This is a genomic window from Rhodococcus sp. HNM0569 (assembly GCF_012726205.1).
Taxonomy (GTDB): domain Bacteria; phylum Actinomycetota; class Actinomycetes; order Mycobacteriales; family Mycobacteriaceae; genus Rhodococcus_F.
Genome location: NZ_JAASAE010000006.1, coordinates 145620 through 161215, shown reverse-complemented (window position 1 = coordinate 161215; position 15596 = coordinate 145620). Strand labels below are relative to the sequence as shown.

Below are 15596 nucleotides of genomic sequence, written 5' to 3'. Positions count from 1 at the left end.
GCAGGCCGGTTTTCGGGGTGTTCCGGCGGACGTCAACGGTCGGTGGGTGTACCGATCGCCACGGCGGACTTGAGGATCGTGCGGAGCTCTTCGAGGCCGTCCGAGAGCCGGCGCAACTGTGCCGGTTCGAGATCGCGGAACAGCGGTGCGACGGCGTCGGCGAGTTCGTCCTTGCTGGTGCGCAACCAGTTCCGGCCGTCCTCGGTGATCGTGACGCGCACTGCCCGCGCGTCGTGCGGATCGGGTCTTCGAGCGAGGAGGTCCTTCTCGAGGAGTCGCTTGATCGTCGCTGTCGCGGACGGCTGCGAGCAGCGGTAGAGCCGCGCGAACTCGCTGATCCGCAGCTCGCCGTGCTCGTCGAACACGGCGAGGGCCCGCATCCACGAGTTGGGATGCGTGTCGGGTCCGAAGGAGCTCGCGATCTTGGCGAATCGACTCGAGTTGGTCACCAGGTCGACGAGCAGCCGGTGCAGTTCGGCGTCGTCGTTGCTCACGTGAAAACAGCTTACATAGGCTAACTATCTATGTAAAGACGCGTGACCTCGGTGTCAGTGGGGGGTCGGGATCAGAGGGCGGCGAGCTTGCGGCGCAGTGTTGCCTCGGTCTGTCGCACGGCCTGCACGGCGAACGGCTCGACGATGCGCGCGAGCGCCTTGCCGGCGAGCCCGCCCGGAAGTTCGTACGCGAAGTCCACGGTGAGTCGTGTTTCGCCGTCGGGGGCGTCGTCGAATCGCCATCGGGAGCGCGTCGTGAAGCCTCGAATCGATTCGAGCACGATCACCCGGTCCTGCTCCCACTCGGTGACTTCGAGGATCGACCCGAAAGACTTGGGGCCGATTCGCAGCGCGGCGTCGTAGCGTGCGCCGAGGTCGTGATCGTGGTCGCCGATCGAGTCGAACTGGGTGATGCCGAAGAACCACTCCGGGACGGTGCGGTAGTCGTCGACGTAGGCGAATGCGACGCTGCGCGCCACCGCTGCCGACGCGCTGTGGTGGATCTCGGTCACGTGTTCTCCTCGTCCCGGTTGCGGCGAAGCGATGGGCTGCAGTGAGCTTGTCATACCCGTGAGACGACACGAGCGGTGAAGCAGCTGGGCTGCTTCACCGCTCGTTGGCGCTGTGGGCCATCAGGGGATGATGAAGAATCCCTGGCCTCCGCCGTAACTGATCTGCGGCTGGAACTGGAAGGTTGTCGGGTCCGCATAGGAAGTGCTGGCGCCGATCATTGCCAGGCCCGAGCTGGGATGGATTTCGGTGCTGACGCTAGCGCCAGGCTCAGGTCCGAACTCGGCCGGCATCGCGGTTGTGTGATAGAAGGGCGCAATAGCATCGCTCCATGCAACCGTCACGTTGAGCTTGCACTTGGGGTTGGCTGCCCATTCCGGGCCGTTGCCATTCATGCCGCGTGACACGGCGGTTACCTTTGCCCAGGCAGGCTTGGTTGGGTCGGTCTCGACGTGAATGTCGACGAGCCCGTTGCACCATGCGTTTTGCCCCAGGGCGCCGAACGTGCCGCCATACGGCCACCATCCGGCTGCGGGCGCGGGATCGGCCGACGCGGTGGTGGTGGTGCCGAGGACGGTGCCCACTGCGATGGCTGCGACGCCGAGGACGCGCAGCACTGACTTACGTAGATTCATTACTTCCCCCTCGAGAAATGTGAAACCCCCCGCTCGACGCTGTTCGACGAATCGTCGGGGTCGGCGACGGCACTTTCTCACATTCCGGAGCCGTCTTCCAAACCTGCTCGCGCGCACGGTGCTCCGATGCGGCGTCGCGTCGTGTGATCCCGCACTCCGGGAAAGGTGTGGCAGGTGCGCCCGGATGGGGCTTGTGGGTTCACCGGGAAGCGTACTTCGAGTGGTGCTGCTCACATCTATGGCTCGGATTCAGACGCGTCCGGCTTGTCCGAACCGGCCTCGACTATCGCAACAACGGCCGGTCGGGTTACAGTCGTCCCGCTCCGACCAGGGGCTCGGAGCGACGTCACGGCAGAGCCTCGATACTCTGTCGTGACGAAGAAGCGATTTTCCGGGGGGCCGAGCTTCGGTTCGGCGAATCAAAGGGGGTGGTGAACAGTGCTCGACCACATGGATCTCCATGTCGACGTCCGTCGCGCATATCCGGTCCGGAGTGCGCCGCACTGTTCCTCGAACCGCCCGGCGTTGCGGATTCGTGCCGCACGATCGCGCGCGCTGCATCGCGCTGTCGACGGCACACGCCGGGAGTGTCCGGTGACGTAGAAACCCTGTCTCGACGTCCACGACGTGGACGCGCAGTTTCCGCGTGTGCTCCGGCACAGCGAATCGATTCATCACCCTCTTCGAAAGCACAAAGGAGACCAGAAGAATATGGCGAGACATCGGAGGCCACGCCGTCCCGTAATCGGCCTCGCGGCAATCGTTCCCATGTCGGCGGTCGCCGTGATGGCCACCGCGGGCCACGCGTCCGCGGCACCCACCACGAGCCAGCCCGGCGTGACGTCGCCGTCGTCGCCCGGCACGAGCCAGCCCGGCGTGACGTCGCCGTCCTCGCCCAGCACGAGTCAGCCCGGCGTCACCACGACGCAGGACTGGGAGTACGTGCCCGGCTTCGATCCCGGCGCCTATCGCAACGTCGAGACACAGCAGGACCCCGACTCGGTTCTCGTGGAGACGGTCACGCCCGCTCCGGCGCCGCAGCCGCAGGCCGCGCAGGAGGTGTACTACTACTACGACGAAGGCGACTACTCGGGCGAGCAGGCCGAGCAGCCCGTCGTGGAACAGCCTGCCGTCGAGCAGGATGCCTCGCTCACCGAGAACGGTCTCGTCAAGCCGATCCAGGCCGAAGAGGGCAAGGTCCGCCTCGGCATGGTCAAGGCCGATCGTCCCACCTGGATGACCGAGCAGCAGGGCAACCAGGTCAACAACACGTCCGCCGTCCTCGAGGCCCAGGGTGCGACGTTCTTCAACTCGCTCGGCGTGCCGACGAACCGCGCGCAGCGCGTCGCTGCCGGTACGACGGCGGGCGTCGTCATCGGCGCCACGACCGGTGCAGTCGTGCTCGGCGCTCCTTTCGCCTTGGTGGGCGCTGGCGTGGGAGCAGCGGCCGGTGCAGGTGTGATGTCGATACCTGTCGTCGGTGAGGTCGCTTGCTTGCCATACGCGATGGTCGGATGCATCGGAATCGGTGCCGGAATCGGTGCTGCAGCAGGCCGCGTGCCGGCTGCCGTTGTCGGCGGCGCGATCGGCGGCACCATCGGCGGCGTGATCGGTGGCGCCTACGGTGCCGGCCAGAACGTCGGTGAGGTCGCTCCCGAGGAGTCCTTCGACAAGGGCCCGTTGACGAACAAGGCCCGCGAGGTCGTCTCGCAGGTCGAGGCGATGCCGGGTGGCCAGGGCGTCGTCAATGCCGCGCGTGGCACCAGCGATGCGTTCCAGTCGGCACTGTGGGACGGTCGCAACGCGATCGCCGCGCAGCCGAACGGCGACGGCATGCTCGCCCAGATCGACGCGGCCGACGAGGCAGCGAAGGCCCTTCTCGACCCCGCGCACGCCGCGGCGGACGCGATCGGCCAGGGCCTGCAGCCCGCTCCGGCGCCTGCCCCGGCAGTCGCCTGACACCAGGTCTCGTATCGCGGAGCCCCGTCGACCACACGGTCGGCGGGGCTCCGTCGTACGCGGGCCATGGTGACTCGCACACCCGCACCCCGAATGTGCGCGCGCACCCGTAATCGCTCGGCGAGTCGGTGTGCGTCTACATAACGGAGGTGCGGCTGCTGCACAAGCAGGGGTGCGTCCGGCCGGACACGATCCCACGCCGTGCGCCCTGCGCAGCGACGCCGAAACGCCCCGCCCGCGGTTGCCCGCGTCGTACGGTGCGAACAGGCACGATTGCCGTCGCAACCGCCGAGGAGGCCGCCATGTCCGCCGCGCGACGAGCCCGGAACCCGGACGACACCGTGGGCATCAATCCGGTCTTCACCCGTCCCGGCGAGGCGACCGAGCTGCCGCGGTTCCGGTTGCCGGACGGGGAATCGCTGCCGGACACCGCCTTTCAGCTCGTGCACGACGAAGCGATGCTCGACGGCAACGCCCGGCTGAACCTCGCCACCTTCGTCGGCACGTGGATGGACGATCAGGCGAACCGCCTCTACGGCGAAGCTGCCGACAAGAACATGATCGACAAGGACGAGTATCCGCAGACCGCCGCGATCGAGGAACGCTGCTGGCGCATGCTCGCCGACCTGTGGCACGCACCCGACCCGGCGCATGCGATCGGGACGTCGACGGTCGGCTCGTCCGAGGCGTGCATGCTCGGCGGTCTCGCGCTCAAACGCACGTGGCAACACAAGCGCCGCGCGGCAGGCGAACCGGTCGACAGGCCGAACCTCGTGATGTCGAGTGCCGTGCAGGTGTGCTGGGAGAAGTTCTGCAACTACTGGGACGTCGAGCCCCGGTATGTGCCGATCTCGGAGGACCACAAGGTGCTCGACGGCCACGACCTGGACCGCTACGTCGACGAGAACACGATCGGTGTCGTCGCGATCATGGGTGTCACCTACACCGGGATGTACGAGCCGGTGGAGCAGATCGCCTCGGCGCTCGACGCGATCGAGCGTGACCGCGGCCTCGACGTCCGGATCCATGTGGACGGCGCGTCGGGCGCGATGATCGCGCCGTTCTGCCGGCCCGATCTCGCGTGGGACTTCCGGGTCGACCGCGTGGTGTCGATCAACACGTCGGGTCACAAGTACGGGCTCGTGTATCCCGGTCTCGGTTGGGCGGTGTGGCGTGACCGCGAGGCACTGCCCGACGACCTGGTGTTCTCGGTCAGCTATCTGGGTGGCGAGATGCCGACCTTCGCGTTGAACTTTTCGCGCCCCGGCGCGCAGGTGTTGCTGCAGTACTACCTGTTCCTGCGGCTCGGATTTTCGGGATATCAACGCGTGCAACGCAGCTCGCTCGACGTTGCGAGCATGCTCGCGGACCGGGTTGGCGCGATGGATGCCTTCGAACTGTGGAACGACGCTGCGGACATTCCGGTGTTCGCGTGGCGCCAGCGGCCCGGGCACACCGACAACTGGACGCTGTACGACCTGTCGGACCGGCTGCGGACGAAGGGCTGGCTCGTGCCCGCGTATCCGATGCCCGACGACCTCGCCGATCTGACGGTGCAGCGGATCGTGGTGCGCAACGGGCTCGGGCGGGACCTCGCGTCGTCGTTGCTCGACGACCTCGAGACCGAGGTCGCCTACCTGGACTCGCTCGACCGGCCGCTGCCCGCACCGGAGCAACACCCCGGATTCCACCACTGACGAGCGGCCGTCGGGGCACGATGGGCGAAGGGTGCCTGTGCCCGCATCGGTGCGAGAGGAGAACTGCCACATGATCGACTCCAATGCACAGATCGCCGCGGTGAACCGGTCGACCGGCGAGGTCGACCTCGAGGTCGGCAAGGCGCGTTCGTTCACCGTCGCCCAGACGTTCGGTGTGCCGGTGGAGCGGCTGTGGGAGGCGTGTGCCACGGCGCGGGGCATCTCGAGTTGGTTCCTGCCGATCTCGGGCGATCTGCAGCTGTACGGCGAGTACCAGCTCGAAGGCAATGCGTCGGGGCAGATCACCACGTGCGATCCGCTGCACGAGTACACCGCGACGTGGATCTACTCGCTCGACCGCAGCACCGTCGACGTGCGTTTCGCGTCCGAACGCGCCGAGTCGTCCACGCTCACACTCGAACACGACATCCCGATCGCCCAGGAGGTGTGGGAGAAGTTCGGTCCGGGCGGCGTCGGGATCGGCTGGGACCTCACGCTGATGAGCCTCGCGACCCATCTTGCGACGGGCGAACCACTGAGCCCCGAAGACAACCTCGCGTTCGCGAAGTCGGACGAGGGGCGACGCTTCCTCGCGCTCAGTGCGGACGAGTGGGCCACCGTCGCCGAGGATTCCGGGACCCGCAAGCACGACGCGCGCCGCGCCGCCGAGAACGCGCGGACGAGCTACGAGATCGTCGAGGACGAGCAGCAGTAGCACAATCGGAAGGGTGACCGAGACACCAGACGGCCCGGGGCGCAAGCCCCACGGCCAGTCGTTCGAGAGTTGGGTCGACAAGCAGATCCGACTCGCGGAGGAACGCGGCGACTTCGACGACCTGCCGGGCACGGGCAAACCGATACCTCCCGACGACGGCGGCGAACTCGGCTGGGTGCGCAAGTACCTCGAACGGGAGCAGTTGCCGAACGACGCGCTGCTGCCCCTTCCCCTGCAACTGCGGCGACAGGCCGAGCGGTTACCCGAGACGGTGCGTCGCTACCGTGACGAGAGCGACGTGCGCGCGGCCGCGTCGGCGCTCAACCGGCAGATCGTGGACTGGTTGCGTGCTCCGAGCGGGCCGATGATCCCGGTCTCGCTCGTGGACGTCGACGCGCTGGTCGAGGGATGGCGCGCGGCGCAGCGCGAAGCGGCAGCGCAGCGGCCTACCGGCATCGCCGCGGCAGCGGCGACGCCCGCACCGCGTGCCCGCCGGGCGTGGTGGCGCAGGCTGCTGCGGCTACCGTGACGGCATCGGTGATCACGGAAGGGTGAGGCTCATGGCGGGCAAGTGGATCGAGCGTGCGGTGTTCGCGGCGGCCGCGGCGACGACGGTCGTCGGGGGCGTCACCGGGCGAGAGACCCTGCAGCGGGTCGCGAAGCCGCTCATCGCACCGAGCCTGGGTGTCATGGTGTGGCGTCGGCGCCGCGGCACCGAACCGGTCGACACCGCGCTGCTCGCGACGGGACTGGCCGCCGCAACGGTCGGCGACGTGTTCATGATCGATCCCGACGACGACGCGCGCATCGTGCGCGGCGCGGCCGCGTTCGCCGTCATGCAGGCGTGCTACTCGGCGTTGCTGGTGCGTCACGGTGCGAAGCCGACCACCGCCGCCGTGGTGCCGCGCGCCGCGGGCTGGGCCGTCGCGGCCACCGGGCTGTGGGCGCGCTCGCGTCCGGTCGCGGCGCCGTTGTCGGCGTACGGCCTCACGCTCGGCACCACCGGTGCGCTGTCCGGCGATCCCGCGCTGACGCCGGGCACGAACGTCGTCGCGGGCGTGCCGGTGCCGGGCGACGACCCACGGAGCCGGCTCGGCGCGGGCGGTCTGCTGTTCACTCTGTCGGACGGGCTCATCGTCGTGCGCCGCCTGGTGCTGAACGGCAGGCGACGCCGCGCGGTCGCGGAAGGCGCAGTGCTCGCGACGTATTCGGCGGCGCAATTGCTGTTGGTGGAAGGCATGCTCGCGCTCGGCCGGTCGCGGGCACTGCGCGACTGACACAGGCATCCGGTTAGAGTGCTCCCGCAGGAACGGTCGGAACAGCGGTGCGGAGGGCGATGCGGATGACGATGCGGCGGATGTCGTTGGCGGTAACGGCAGTGGGGGCGGCACTCGTTCTCGCGGGCTGCGGCGGTTCCACGCAGGCCGACGCCCCGGCCGCCTCGACCGAAGTGGCTGCCGCGCGGGCCACCACGACGCAGGCCGAGCCGTCCACCACGACGCCCGCGCCGTCGACCACCACCGAGTCGTCCTCCGCGGCACCCACCACGACGCTGCGCGACGTCGAATACGAGCGCAACGAGTCGTACTTCTTCACCACGCCCGACGGCGGGTTCTCGTGCGGCATCGTCAAGTTGCCGTCGCGCACCGAAGCCGGTTGCCAAGGCGCCACGAGCCCGGTGCCGCCGCGCCCCGAGGACTGCATGGTCGACTGGGGCCACGGCGTCCGCGTCGAGAACGAAGGCGAGGGTGCGTTCATGTGTGCGGGCGGAGCGGTCTACACGTCGGGCGGCGACGATCCCGATCCCGTCCTGCCCGCCGGTTCGGAGCTGAGCAAGCTCGGCTACACGTGCAAGACCTCCGCCACCGACGTCACGTGCAGCAACGACGAGACCGGCCACGGCTTCCGGGTCGCGAGCGACTCGAACGACACCTTCTGAGCATGTGATCCCACCGCATCCCGACGACTCCGCCGGCCCCACCGAATGGGGTGAACATCCGCACGGCGTCGGACCGTGGGCCGACGAGCACGACGCGGCCCCGCCGGACGACCCGCGTTACGACCCGGACCTGCTGGCGAACGGCGACCGTCGCAATGTGGTCGACGCCTACCGGTACTGGACGCGCGACGCGATCGTCGCCGACATCGACACGCGCAGGCACCCGCTGCACGTCGCGATCGAGAACTTCGCGCACGACTCCAACATCGGCACGGTGGTGCGCACCGCCAACGCGTTCGCCGCGGCCGCGGTGCACATCGTCGGCCGCCGCCGGTGGAACCGGCGCGGTGCGATGGTCACCGACCGGTACCAGCACGTGCTGCACCATCCGGACGTCCCCGGCCTCGTGGAGTTCGCGCGCGCCCACGATCTCGAGGTCGTCGCGGTCGACAACACGCCCGGATCGGTTCCCCTCGAAACCGTGCGTCTACCGCGCCGGTGCGTGCTGTTGTTCGGGCAGGAGGGGCCGGGCGTGACGCAGGATGCGCGCGACGCCGCGCTCACGACCGTCTCGATCGCGCAGTTCGGTTCGACGCGCAGCATCAATGCGGGCGTCGCGGCGGGGATCGCGATGCACACGTGGATCCGGCAGCACGCCGACCTTGCGCAGGCATGGCCGTGACGGAACCGCGCTGACGACGCCCGACGTTCCGAAACCGACCGTGCCGAATGGTCCGATGCACCAAGATCGGTTCATGGAGGCTGACTGGGCCGCGCGCGCCGACGCCGCGGAAGCCGCAGTCTGCGAACGCCACGTCCGCATGCTGTGGGCCCTCCCGCATACCGAACTCGGTGTCGTCGCGTGGCCTGCCGGTGGGCGTGAGGGCTCCTTCCTGGTGTGGAACTACTGGTGGCAGGCGCACCTGCTGGACTGTGTGCTCGACGCCTTCGAGCGGTCCGGGCGCGCCGACTGCGCGGTGCGCGCGAAGCACGTCGTGGCCGGTCATCGCCTCCGGAATCTGACCGGCTGGACCAATCGCTACTACGACGACATGGCCTGGCTCGCGCTCGCGCTCGAACGCGCGCGGCGGATCAGGGCGTTCGACAAGCACGCGGCGCTGCGGGTGCTCGAGGCGCAGTTCGTCGACGCATGGCAACCCGAGCGTGGCGGCGGCATCCCGTGGCGCCGGGGGTCCGACTTCTTCAACGTGCCCGCCAACGCGCCGGCCGCGCTCGTCCTCGCGCGCACGGGACGTGTCCGGCGTGCCGAGGACATGGCCGATTGGATGGATCGCGAGCTGCGCGACGACGCCACCTATCTGCTGTGGGACGGCGTGCATCTACCGGAGGCGGGCACGCCTGTCGTCGAACAGGTCTTCTACACGTACTGCCAGGGTGTCGCGTTGGCGCTCGAGGTCGAACTCGCCAATCGGCTCGATTCGCGCGAGCACCGACTGCGTGTGTACCGGATGGTCGAGGCGATCGACCGGCACCTGACGGTGCGCGGCGTGATCCAAGGCCGCGGCGGCGGCGACGGCGGCCTGTTCGCGGGCATCCTCGCGCGCTATCTCGCGTTCGCGGCGACCAAGCTCCGCGGCGACGAACCCGCCGACCGGTACGCGCGGGGCACGGCCGCCGCACTCGTCACCACGTCCGCCGAGCACGCGTGGAACAACCGGCTCGAGGTGGAGGGCCTGCCGCTCTTCGGGCACGAGTGGTCCGAGCAGGCGCAGCTGCCGATGCAATGGGAGGCGGGGCGCAAGCCCGAGCGCGACCTGTCGGTTCAGCTGTCCGGATGGATGCTGATGGAGGCCGCGCACCGCGTCACGACGCGCGGGGTGCCGTGACCGCCACGGCCGCGTCGCGCGTCGTCACCGACACCGGTTCGACCGGCTTGGCCATCTCGGCGCGGTACTGCCGGATACCCATGACGGTGCCCACTGCGAGCAGCACGAGCAGCACCGCGAGCACGGTGGGTAGCAACCACGGTGTGTGGTCGAGGAAGCTGCCGGCGTAGAAGCCGGTGAGCAGCAGCACGGGCGCCCACACGATGGCGCCGAGTGTGCTGGCGATCGTGTACTTCGTGTGGTTCATGCCCGCCGCGCCCGCGACCATCGGGCACAGCGTGCGCACCCACGGGATCCACCGTGCCACGAGGACCGCCCAGAAGCCGCGCCGCTCGAGCAGCACGTTGACCTTGTGCAGGTTCTGTTCGGTGAGATAGCGGCCGCCGCGTCGCGCGACGATGCGGTGCCCCGTGCGACGGCCGATGACGTAACCGACCTGGTTGCCGACGATCGCCGCGACCATCGCGCCGAGGGAGAGCGACCACACGTGCGCGACGCCCGCCGCATGTCCGGACAGCACGATCCCCGCGGTGATGAGCATCGAGTCACCCGGGAGGAACAGCCCGACGACGACGGCGCATTCGAGGAACACGAAGGTGAGCACGACTGCCCAGATCAACAGGGGACCGGCCGTTGCGAAGGGGCCGAAACTCTCGGACGCGATGATCGCCATGCCGGTGGTGCTACCTCAGGGGGTGGATTCGGTGGGGGCGGGCTGTTCGGCGTCGCGTGCGGCGCCTTCGCGGCGTGCGCGCAGAAGCCGCTTGCCCGCCTCGAGCGCGATCGGGACCACGGACACCAGCACGATCAGGATGAAGATCAGGTCGATGTTGTCGCGGATGAACGCGACATTGCCGAGGAAGTAGCCGAGCAGCGTGACACCCGCACCCCACGCGATGCCGCCGATGACGTTGAACAGCAGGAACACGGGGTAGCGCATACGCGACGCACCCGCGACGAGCGGCGCGAAGGTACGGACGATCGGGACGAAACGGGCGAGGATGATCGTGAGCGGGCCGTACTTCTCGAAGAACGCGTGCGCGTCGTCGATGTACTTCTTCTTGAAGAAGCGGGCGTCGTTGCTCTTGAACAGGGCCGCGCCGCCCCGCTTGCCGATCATGTAGCCCACCTGGTCGCCCACGATCGCCGCGATCGGCGTGAGGATCAGCAACAGCCAGATGGGGGCGAACGGATCCTCCTGGGACGACAGCAGGCCTGCCGTGAACAGCAGTGAATCGCCCGGGAGCAGCGGGAACAGCAAGCCCGACTCGATGAACACGACGAGCAACAGGCCGCCGAGCACCCAGTTGCCGAACGAGTTCAGCAGATTGACCGGGTCGAGGAATCCCGGCATGAGCGCGAGGTTGGTCACGGAGTCCGAAGCTGCCTGCAAGTCCACGAGGAGACAGCGTACCGGCGGACCCGGCGGTTCTTCACAGACCGCACCGTGCCCACGGCCTCCGTGAGGCCCGACTCGACCGAAAGGACCACCGCGCGAGACGCGGCGACGCAGACTGGAACCGAGCGCGGACGATCCGCGAACGGGTTGTCATACTGCAGGGACGACATGCCGCGCCGAACCGTCGGCGCGCCGGAATTCGACTGTCAATGGAGGACTGCCGCCGTGCCAATCGCGACTCCCGAGGTCTACGCCGAGATGCTGGAACGGGCGAAGGCGAACTCGTTCGCATTCCCCGCCATCAACTGCACCTCGTCCGAGACGATCAACGCCGCAATCAAGGGCTTCGCCGACGCGGGCAGTGACGGCATCATCCAGTTCTCGACCGGTGGCGCCGAGTTCGGCTCGGGTCTCGGCGTCAAGAACATGGTGACCGGCGCGGTCGCGCTCGCCGAGTTCGCGCACGTCATCGCGGCCAAGTACGACGTCACGATCGCGCTGCACACCGACCACTGCCCGAAGGACAAGCTCGACGGCTTCGTCCGGCCGCTGCTCGAGATCTCGCAGGAGCGGGTGAACGCGGGCCGCAACCCGCTGTTCCAGTCGCACATGTGGGACGGCTCGGCCGTGCCGATCGGCGAGAACCTCGACATCGCGAAGGACCTGCTCGCGCGCTGTAAAGCCGCGAACATCATCCTCGAGGTCGAGATCGGCGTCGTCGGCGGCGAAGAGGACGGCGTCGAGAACGCGATCAACGACAAGCTGTACACGTCGGCCGAGGACTTCGAGCGCACCGTCGACGCGCTCGGCGTCGGCGAACACGGCAAGTACCTGCTGGCCGCCACGTTCGGCAATGTGCACGGCGTCTACAAGCCGGGCAACGTCAAGCTGCGCCCCGAGGTGCTCGAGATGGGCCAGAAGGTCGCGGCCGACAAGCTGGGTCTCGAGGCCGGCTCGAAGCCGTTCGACTTCGTCTTCCACGGTGGTTCGGGCTCGCTCAAGTCGGAGATCGACGATTCGCTGAATTTCGGTGTCGTGAAGATGAACGTCGACACCGACACGCAGTACGCGTTCACGCGGCCGATCGCGGGCCACATGTTCGAGAACTACGACGGTGTCCTCAAGGTCGACAACGAGGTGGGCAACAAGAAGGTCTACGACCCGCGCAGCTACCTCAAGAAGGCCGAGGCCAACATGAGCACGCGTGTGGTCGAGGCGTGCAACGACCTCAAGTCGGCGGGCCGCTCGGTTTCGGCGTAACGCACTGTTCGTGCGCGCCGCGGCGCCGCCGCACCTGTGAGCACTTTGCGAGTCCCTGGACTCGCAAAGTGCTCACAGTGCTTTTCGGGGCTACACCGGGTCGCAGATCTTCCACGTGCCGTCGTCGGTCTGCTCGAGGTTGAACGTGCGCCACGATTCCTGACCCGGATCGGAGGCCGTGTGCGCCGACACCTGCGCGATGGCGGAGGTGCCGTTGATCTGCACCGCGTCGACGGGGCCGACGACGGGGACGTTCTGCTGCGACGCGGCGGCGTTGTGGACGGCACCGAACTCCTGCTCGGACAACCCGCTGTAGTACTCGGAGAGCGAGCCGCACGTCGTGTCTCGCAGCGTCGCGAGGTCTCCGTCGTTCAACGCCGCGACGAAGGTGTCGATCGTGTTCTGGATCTTCGCCTCGGGCGAGTTGTTGGTGCGCTGCTCGTTGACCAGGAAGATGCCGGCCGCGACGGCCGCGATGACGACCACGGCGGCGGCGCCGAGCGCCGCGCGGGTCCAGTTCTTCGAGTCCGGCTCGGAGCCGGTGTCCGCGGCGGGCACACCCGCGGAGTTGCCGGCTGCCGCCGGGGCGCCGACACCGGGGGGACCGGCGTTGGGCTGAGGTGGCGGAGCGGCAGGCGGAACACGCATCGGTTCGGCCCGCCGCGTGACGACCGGCCGCGGCGCGGGCGGCTGCACGCGGGCGGGACGCGGGTTCGGCAGCGAGTGTCCGGTGGTCGGCGCGTCGGCATCGCCCTGAGCCGCGGGCTCGGATCCCGCGGCATCGGTTGCCGCGGGATCCGACGGCCCGCGTTCGGCGGCCTTGCCGGGAGTGCCGATGACGTCGGTCTTCGCGTCGGCAGGCCGGATGATCTCGGTTTCGGCGTCTGACTCGCCCGACTTGTCCGGGGCTGCCGCGTCGGACTCTTCCGCGGCGGAGGCCTCCGGTTCTGCGCCGGACGCGTCGGCAGCGGAGGTTTCGGCAGCGGGGGTTTCGGCAGCGGGAGTCTCGGCGTCGGCAGCGGAGGCGGGTGTCTCGGGTTCCCCCGGCTCGGCCGCCCGCTTCTCGGGTGCCTCGTTCTGGGCACCGGGCTTCTCGGCCCCGGGCTTGTTCGCCTCGACGGTCTCCGCTGTTTCGGACGTGCCGGGCTTCTCGGACGTGCCCGGCTTCTCCACCGGCCGTGGCGCCGGTGGTTGCGCACCGGGCAGCTTCGTGGTGGGCGCATCGTCGGCGGGCGTGTTGCCGTGCCCGTCCGTACCGGCCGCCCGGTCCTCGTCGTGCGTGGGCTCGTTGTTCTTCGGGTCCGACACCGTGACGTCCCTTGCTCGTGCGACCGGGCGGATCGGCGGCCCGGTCGGTTGTGCGGCTGGATCGAGTGGCGCGCTGACGCGCAACTCGCGCGCCAGTTTATCGACACCAGACCCGAGTTCGAGGGCTTCCGGCCACGTCGGGTGCGCGTGTCGCGTGTGTGCGCGCCCCGGGGACGTGGTGTGTGGCACCCGGCGGCCGAGCGCGGTGCACAATGGGCGCATGACGTCTTTCGGTGACCTGCTCGGACCCCAGCCCACGCTCCTGCCAGGTGACGAGGAGGCCGAAGCCGCATTGCTCGCGCACGAGGACCCCGCCTCCGTGGCCGCGCAGCATCCGACGGCGTCGATCGCATGGGCCTACCTGGCCGAGGGTGCGTTCGACAAGGGTGAGGTGATCGCGGCGTACGCGTACGCGCGCACCGGCTACCACCGCGGTCTCGACCAGTTGCGGCGCAACGGGTGGAAGGGCTTCGGACCCGTTCCCTACAGCCACGAGGGCAACCGTGGTTTCCTGCGCTGCGTCGCGGTGCTCGCGAAGTCCGCGAAGTCGATCGGCGAGAACGACGAGTACGCGCGCTGCCTCGACCTGCTCGAGGACAGTGATCCGCGCGCGGCTCACGAGCTTGGCCTCGACTGATCCGCTTCGCACCGCACGAGAGCGCGGTCGCGGCGGGCTCGCCAAGTCGGTACGACGCCTGCGGGTGTCGGCCTTGCCGATCCTGCAGTGTGCGCTCGCGGCGTCCCTCGCGTGGTGGGTCGCCACCGCGCTCGTAGGCCACCAGGCGCCGTTCTTCGCGCCGATCGCCGCGATCGTGTCGCTCGGCTTGTCCCTCGGCGCGCGCATGCGCCGGTCGGTCGAGCTGGTCGTCGGTGTCACGATCGGCGTCGGTGTCGGCGACCTGCTGATCGGTGTCATCGGCCGCGGCACGTGGCAGATCGGTCTCGTCATCGTCCTCGCGATGTCGGCGGCGGTGCTGCTCAACAGCGGCGCCCTCGTCGCGATGCAGGCGGGCACGTCGGCCGTGCTGGTCGCGACGCTCGTGCCGCCGGGTGGCATCCCCGGCCTCGAGCGCATGGTCGACGCGCTCGTCGGTGGCGCGGTGGGCATTCTCGTCGTCGCATTGGTGCCGACACATCCGGTCGGTCGGGCGCGGCTCGACGCGGCGGGCATCCTGCGCAGTGCGTCGGAGGTCTTGGCACTGGTCGCAGACGGGCTGATGGCGCAGAACGAGAAGCCGATCGTCGAGGCGCTGGCCAAGGCACGCACGACGCAGAAGAACATCGAGACGCTGCGCGATCATGTCGTCGGCGGACGCGAGATCGCTCGCATCTCACCTTTCTACTGGCGTACACGCCGCCGCCTGGAGCGGTTGACGGCCGCCGTGGACCCCATCGACAACGCGATGCGCAACATTCGCGTTCTCACGCGCCGCTCGCTCACGCTGGTCCGCGACGACGAAATCCTCGACCAGCGCCTGGTGGACGAGGTCGAGAAGCTGTCGCATGCGCTTCAGGTGCTCGAGCGCATGGCGCTCGCGGATCCCGGGCAGCAGCCCGATCAGGCGGAAGCGGCGCGCGTGCTGCGGTCGGTCGCGGCGGGCTTGAAGCCGTCGATCGTGGAGAACGCGGGGCTCTCGGCGACGGTCGTGTTCGCGCAGCTGCGGTCGTTGTTGGTGGACCTGTTGCAGGTCGCGGGCCTCAAGCGGATCTCGGCGATCGCGACGCTGCCGCCGACCGTCGAGCATCCCGCGTATCGGCCCGATCTGTGAGCTGCCGACCCTGTTGATCATATGCACGAGTACGCATATGATCCCGAAGGGGTAGACGACCGGC

At 68.8% G+C, this 15596-nt stretch carries 17 protein-coding genes; 11 read left to right on the top strand and 6 right to left on the bottom strand.

The features are described from left to right. Nucleotides 1-32 precede the first annotated feature (32 nt). From HCA44_RS10655 to HCA44_RS10645, 3 genes are all read right to left on the bottom strand, one after another. Nucleotides 33-494, bottom strand: coding sequence for a MarR family winged helix-turn-helix transcriptional regulator (locus HCA44_RS10655; RefSeq protein ID WP_169648528.1), 462 nt, complete (start codon nt 492-494; stop codon nt 33-35). Between the two features lie 71 nt (nt 495-565). After that, nucleotides 566-1006, bottom strand: coding sequence for an SRPBCC family protein (locus HCA44_RS10650; RefSeq protein ID WP_169648527.1), 441 nt, complete (start codon nt 1004-1006; stop codon nt 566-568). A 120-nt stretch (nt 1007-1126) separates the two neighbouring features. Next, entirely contained in the window at nt 1127-1639 is a 513-nt protein-coding gene (locus tag HCA44_RS10645; RefSeq protein ID WP_169648526.1) for a hypothetical protein, read from the bottom strand. A 768-nt stretch (nt 1640-2407) separates the two neighbouring features. On the opposite strand from HCA44_RS10645, the gene HCA44_RS10640 reads away from it, so the two are divergent. The 8 genes from HCA44_RS10640 to HCA44_RS10605 all read left to right on the top strand — a co-directional run bounded on the left by HCA44_RS10640 (nt 2408) and on the right by HCA44_RS10605 (nt 9796). Further along, the gene (locus HCA44_RS10640; protein WP_169648525.1) at nt 2408-3598 is read left to right on the top strand and encodes a hypothetical protein; all 1191 of its coding nucleotides are present in this window, start codon (nt 2408-2410) and stop codon (nt 3596-3598) included. A 302-nt stretch (nt 3599-3900) separates the two neighbouring features. Next, nucleotides 3901-5295, top strand: coding sequence for a glutamate decarboxylase (locus tag HCA44_RS10635; protein WP_169648524.1), 1395 nt, complete (start codon nt 3901-3903; stop codon nt 5293-5295). Between the two features lie 70 nt (nt 5296-5365). Then, complete coding sequence (locus tag HCA44_RS10630) at nt 5366-6010, top strand: polyketide cyclase (protein WP_169648523.1); 645 nt, start codon at nt 5366-5368, stop codon at nt 6008-6010. A gap of 13 nt (nt 6011-6023) precedes the next feature. Further along, entirely contained in the window at nt 6024-6539 is a 516-nt protein-coding gene (locus tag HCA44_RS10625) for a DUF1992 domain-containing protein (protein WP_169648522.1), read from the top strand. A gap of 31 nt (nt 6540-6570) precedes the next feature. Further along, nucleotides 6571-7287 carry a lysoplasmalogenase gene (locus tag HCA44_RS10620; protein ID WP_169648521.1) on the top strand — a complete coding sequence of 239 codons (717 nt, stop codon included), beginning with the start codon at nt 6571-6573 and terminating at the stop codon, nt 7285-7287. A gap of 65 nt (nt 7288-7352) precedes the next feature. Next, nucleotides 7353-7949, top strand: coding sequence for a DUF6636 domain-containing protein (locus HCA44_RS10615; RefSeq protein WP_169648520.1), 597 nt, complete (start codon nt 7353-7355; stop codon nt 7947-7949). A gap of 4 nt (nt 7950-7953) precedes the next feature. Then, nucleotides 7954-8631 carry a TrmH family RNA methyltransferase gene (locus tag HCA44_RS10610; protein ID WP_169648519.1) on the top strand — a complete coding sequence of 226 codons (678 nt, stop codon included), beginning with the start codon at nt 7954-7956 and terminating at the stop codon, nt 8629-8631. Between the two features lie 73 nt (nt 8632-8704). Further along, complete coding sequence (locus tag HCA44_RS10605) at nt 8705-9796, top strand: glycoside hydrolase family 76 protein (protein WP_169648518.1); 1092 nt, start codon at nt 8705-8707, stop codon at nt 9794-9796. Here HCA44_RS10605 and HCA44_RS10600 read toward each other — a convergent pair. Continuing rightward, complete coding sequence (locus tag HCA44_RS10600; protein ID WP_169648517.1) at nt 9774-10469, bottom strand: DedA family protein; 696 nt, start codon at nt 10467-10469, stop codon at nt 9774-9776. The genes HCA44_RS10605 and HCA44_RS10600 overlap by 23 nt on opposite strands. 15 nt (nt 10470-10484) lie before the next feature. Continuing rightward, on the bottom strand, nt 10485-11150 hold the full coding sequence (locus HCA44_RS10595) for a VTT domain-containing protein (RefSeq protein WP_169648630.1): 666 nt from the start codon (nt 11148-11150) through the stop codon (nt 10485-10487). A gap of 270 nt (nt 11151-11420) precedes the next feature. On the opposite strand from HCA44_RS10595, the gene fbaA reads away from it, so the two are divergent. Next, nucleotides 11421-12455, top strand: coding sequence for a class II fructose-bisphosphate aldolase (fbaA, locus tag HCA44_RS10590; RefSeq protein WP_169648516.1), 1035 nt, complete (start codon nt 11421-11423; stop codon nt 12453-12455). A 90-nt stretch (nt 12456-12545) separates the two neighbouring features. On the opposite strand, the gene HCA44_RS10585 is transcribed toward fbaA, so the two are convergent. Continuing rightward, a complete protein-coding gene (locus tag HCA44_RS10585) occupies nt 12546-13763 on the bottom strand; it encodes a transcriptional regulator (RefSeq protein ID WP_169648515.1) in 1218 nt (405 codons plus the stop codon). Between the two features lie 220 nt (nt 13764-13983). Here HCA44_RS10585 and HCA44_RS10580 point away from each other — a divergent pair, with 220 nt between their 5' ends. Together HCA44_RS10580 and HCA44_RS10575 are read left to right on the top strand one after the other, a co-directional pair. Next, nucleotides 13984-14400, top strand: a complete 417-nt coding sequence (locus tag HCA44_RS10580) for a DUF3151 domain-containing protein (RefSeq protein WP_169648514.1) — start codon at nt 13984-13986, stop codon at nt 14398-14400. A gap of 64 nt (nt 14401-14464) precedes the next feature. Next, nucleotides 14465-15532 carry an FUSC family protein gene (locus tag HCA44_RS10575; RefSeq protein ID WP_169648629.1) on the top strand — a complete coding sequence of 356 codons (1068 nt, stop codon included), beginning with the start codon at nt 14465-14467 and terminating at the stop codon, nt 15530-15532. Nucleotides 15533-15596: the final 64 nt, after the last annotated feature.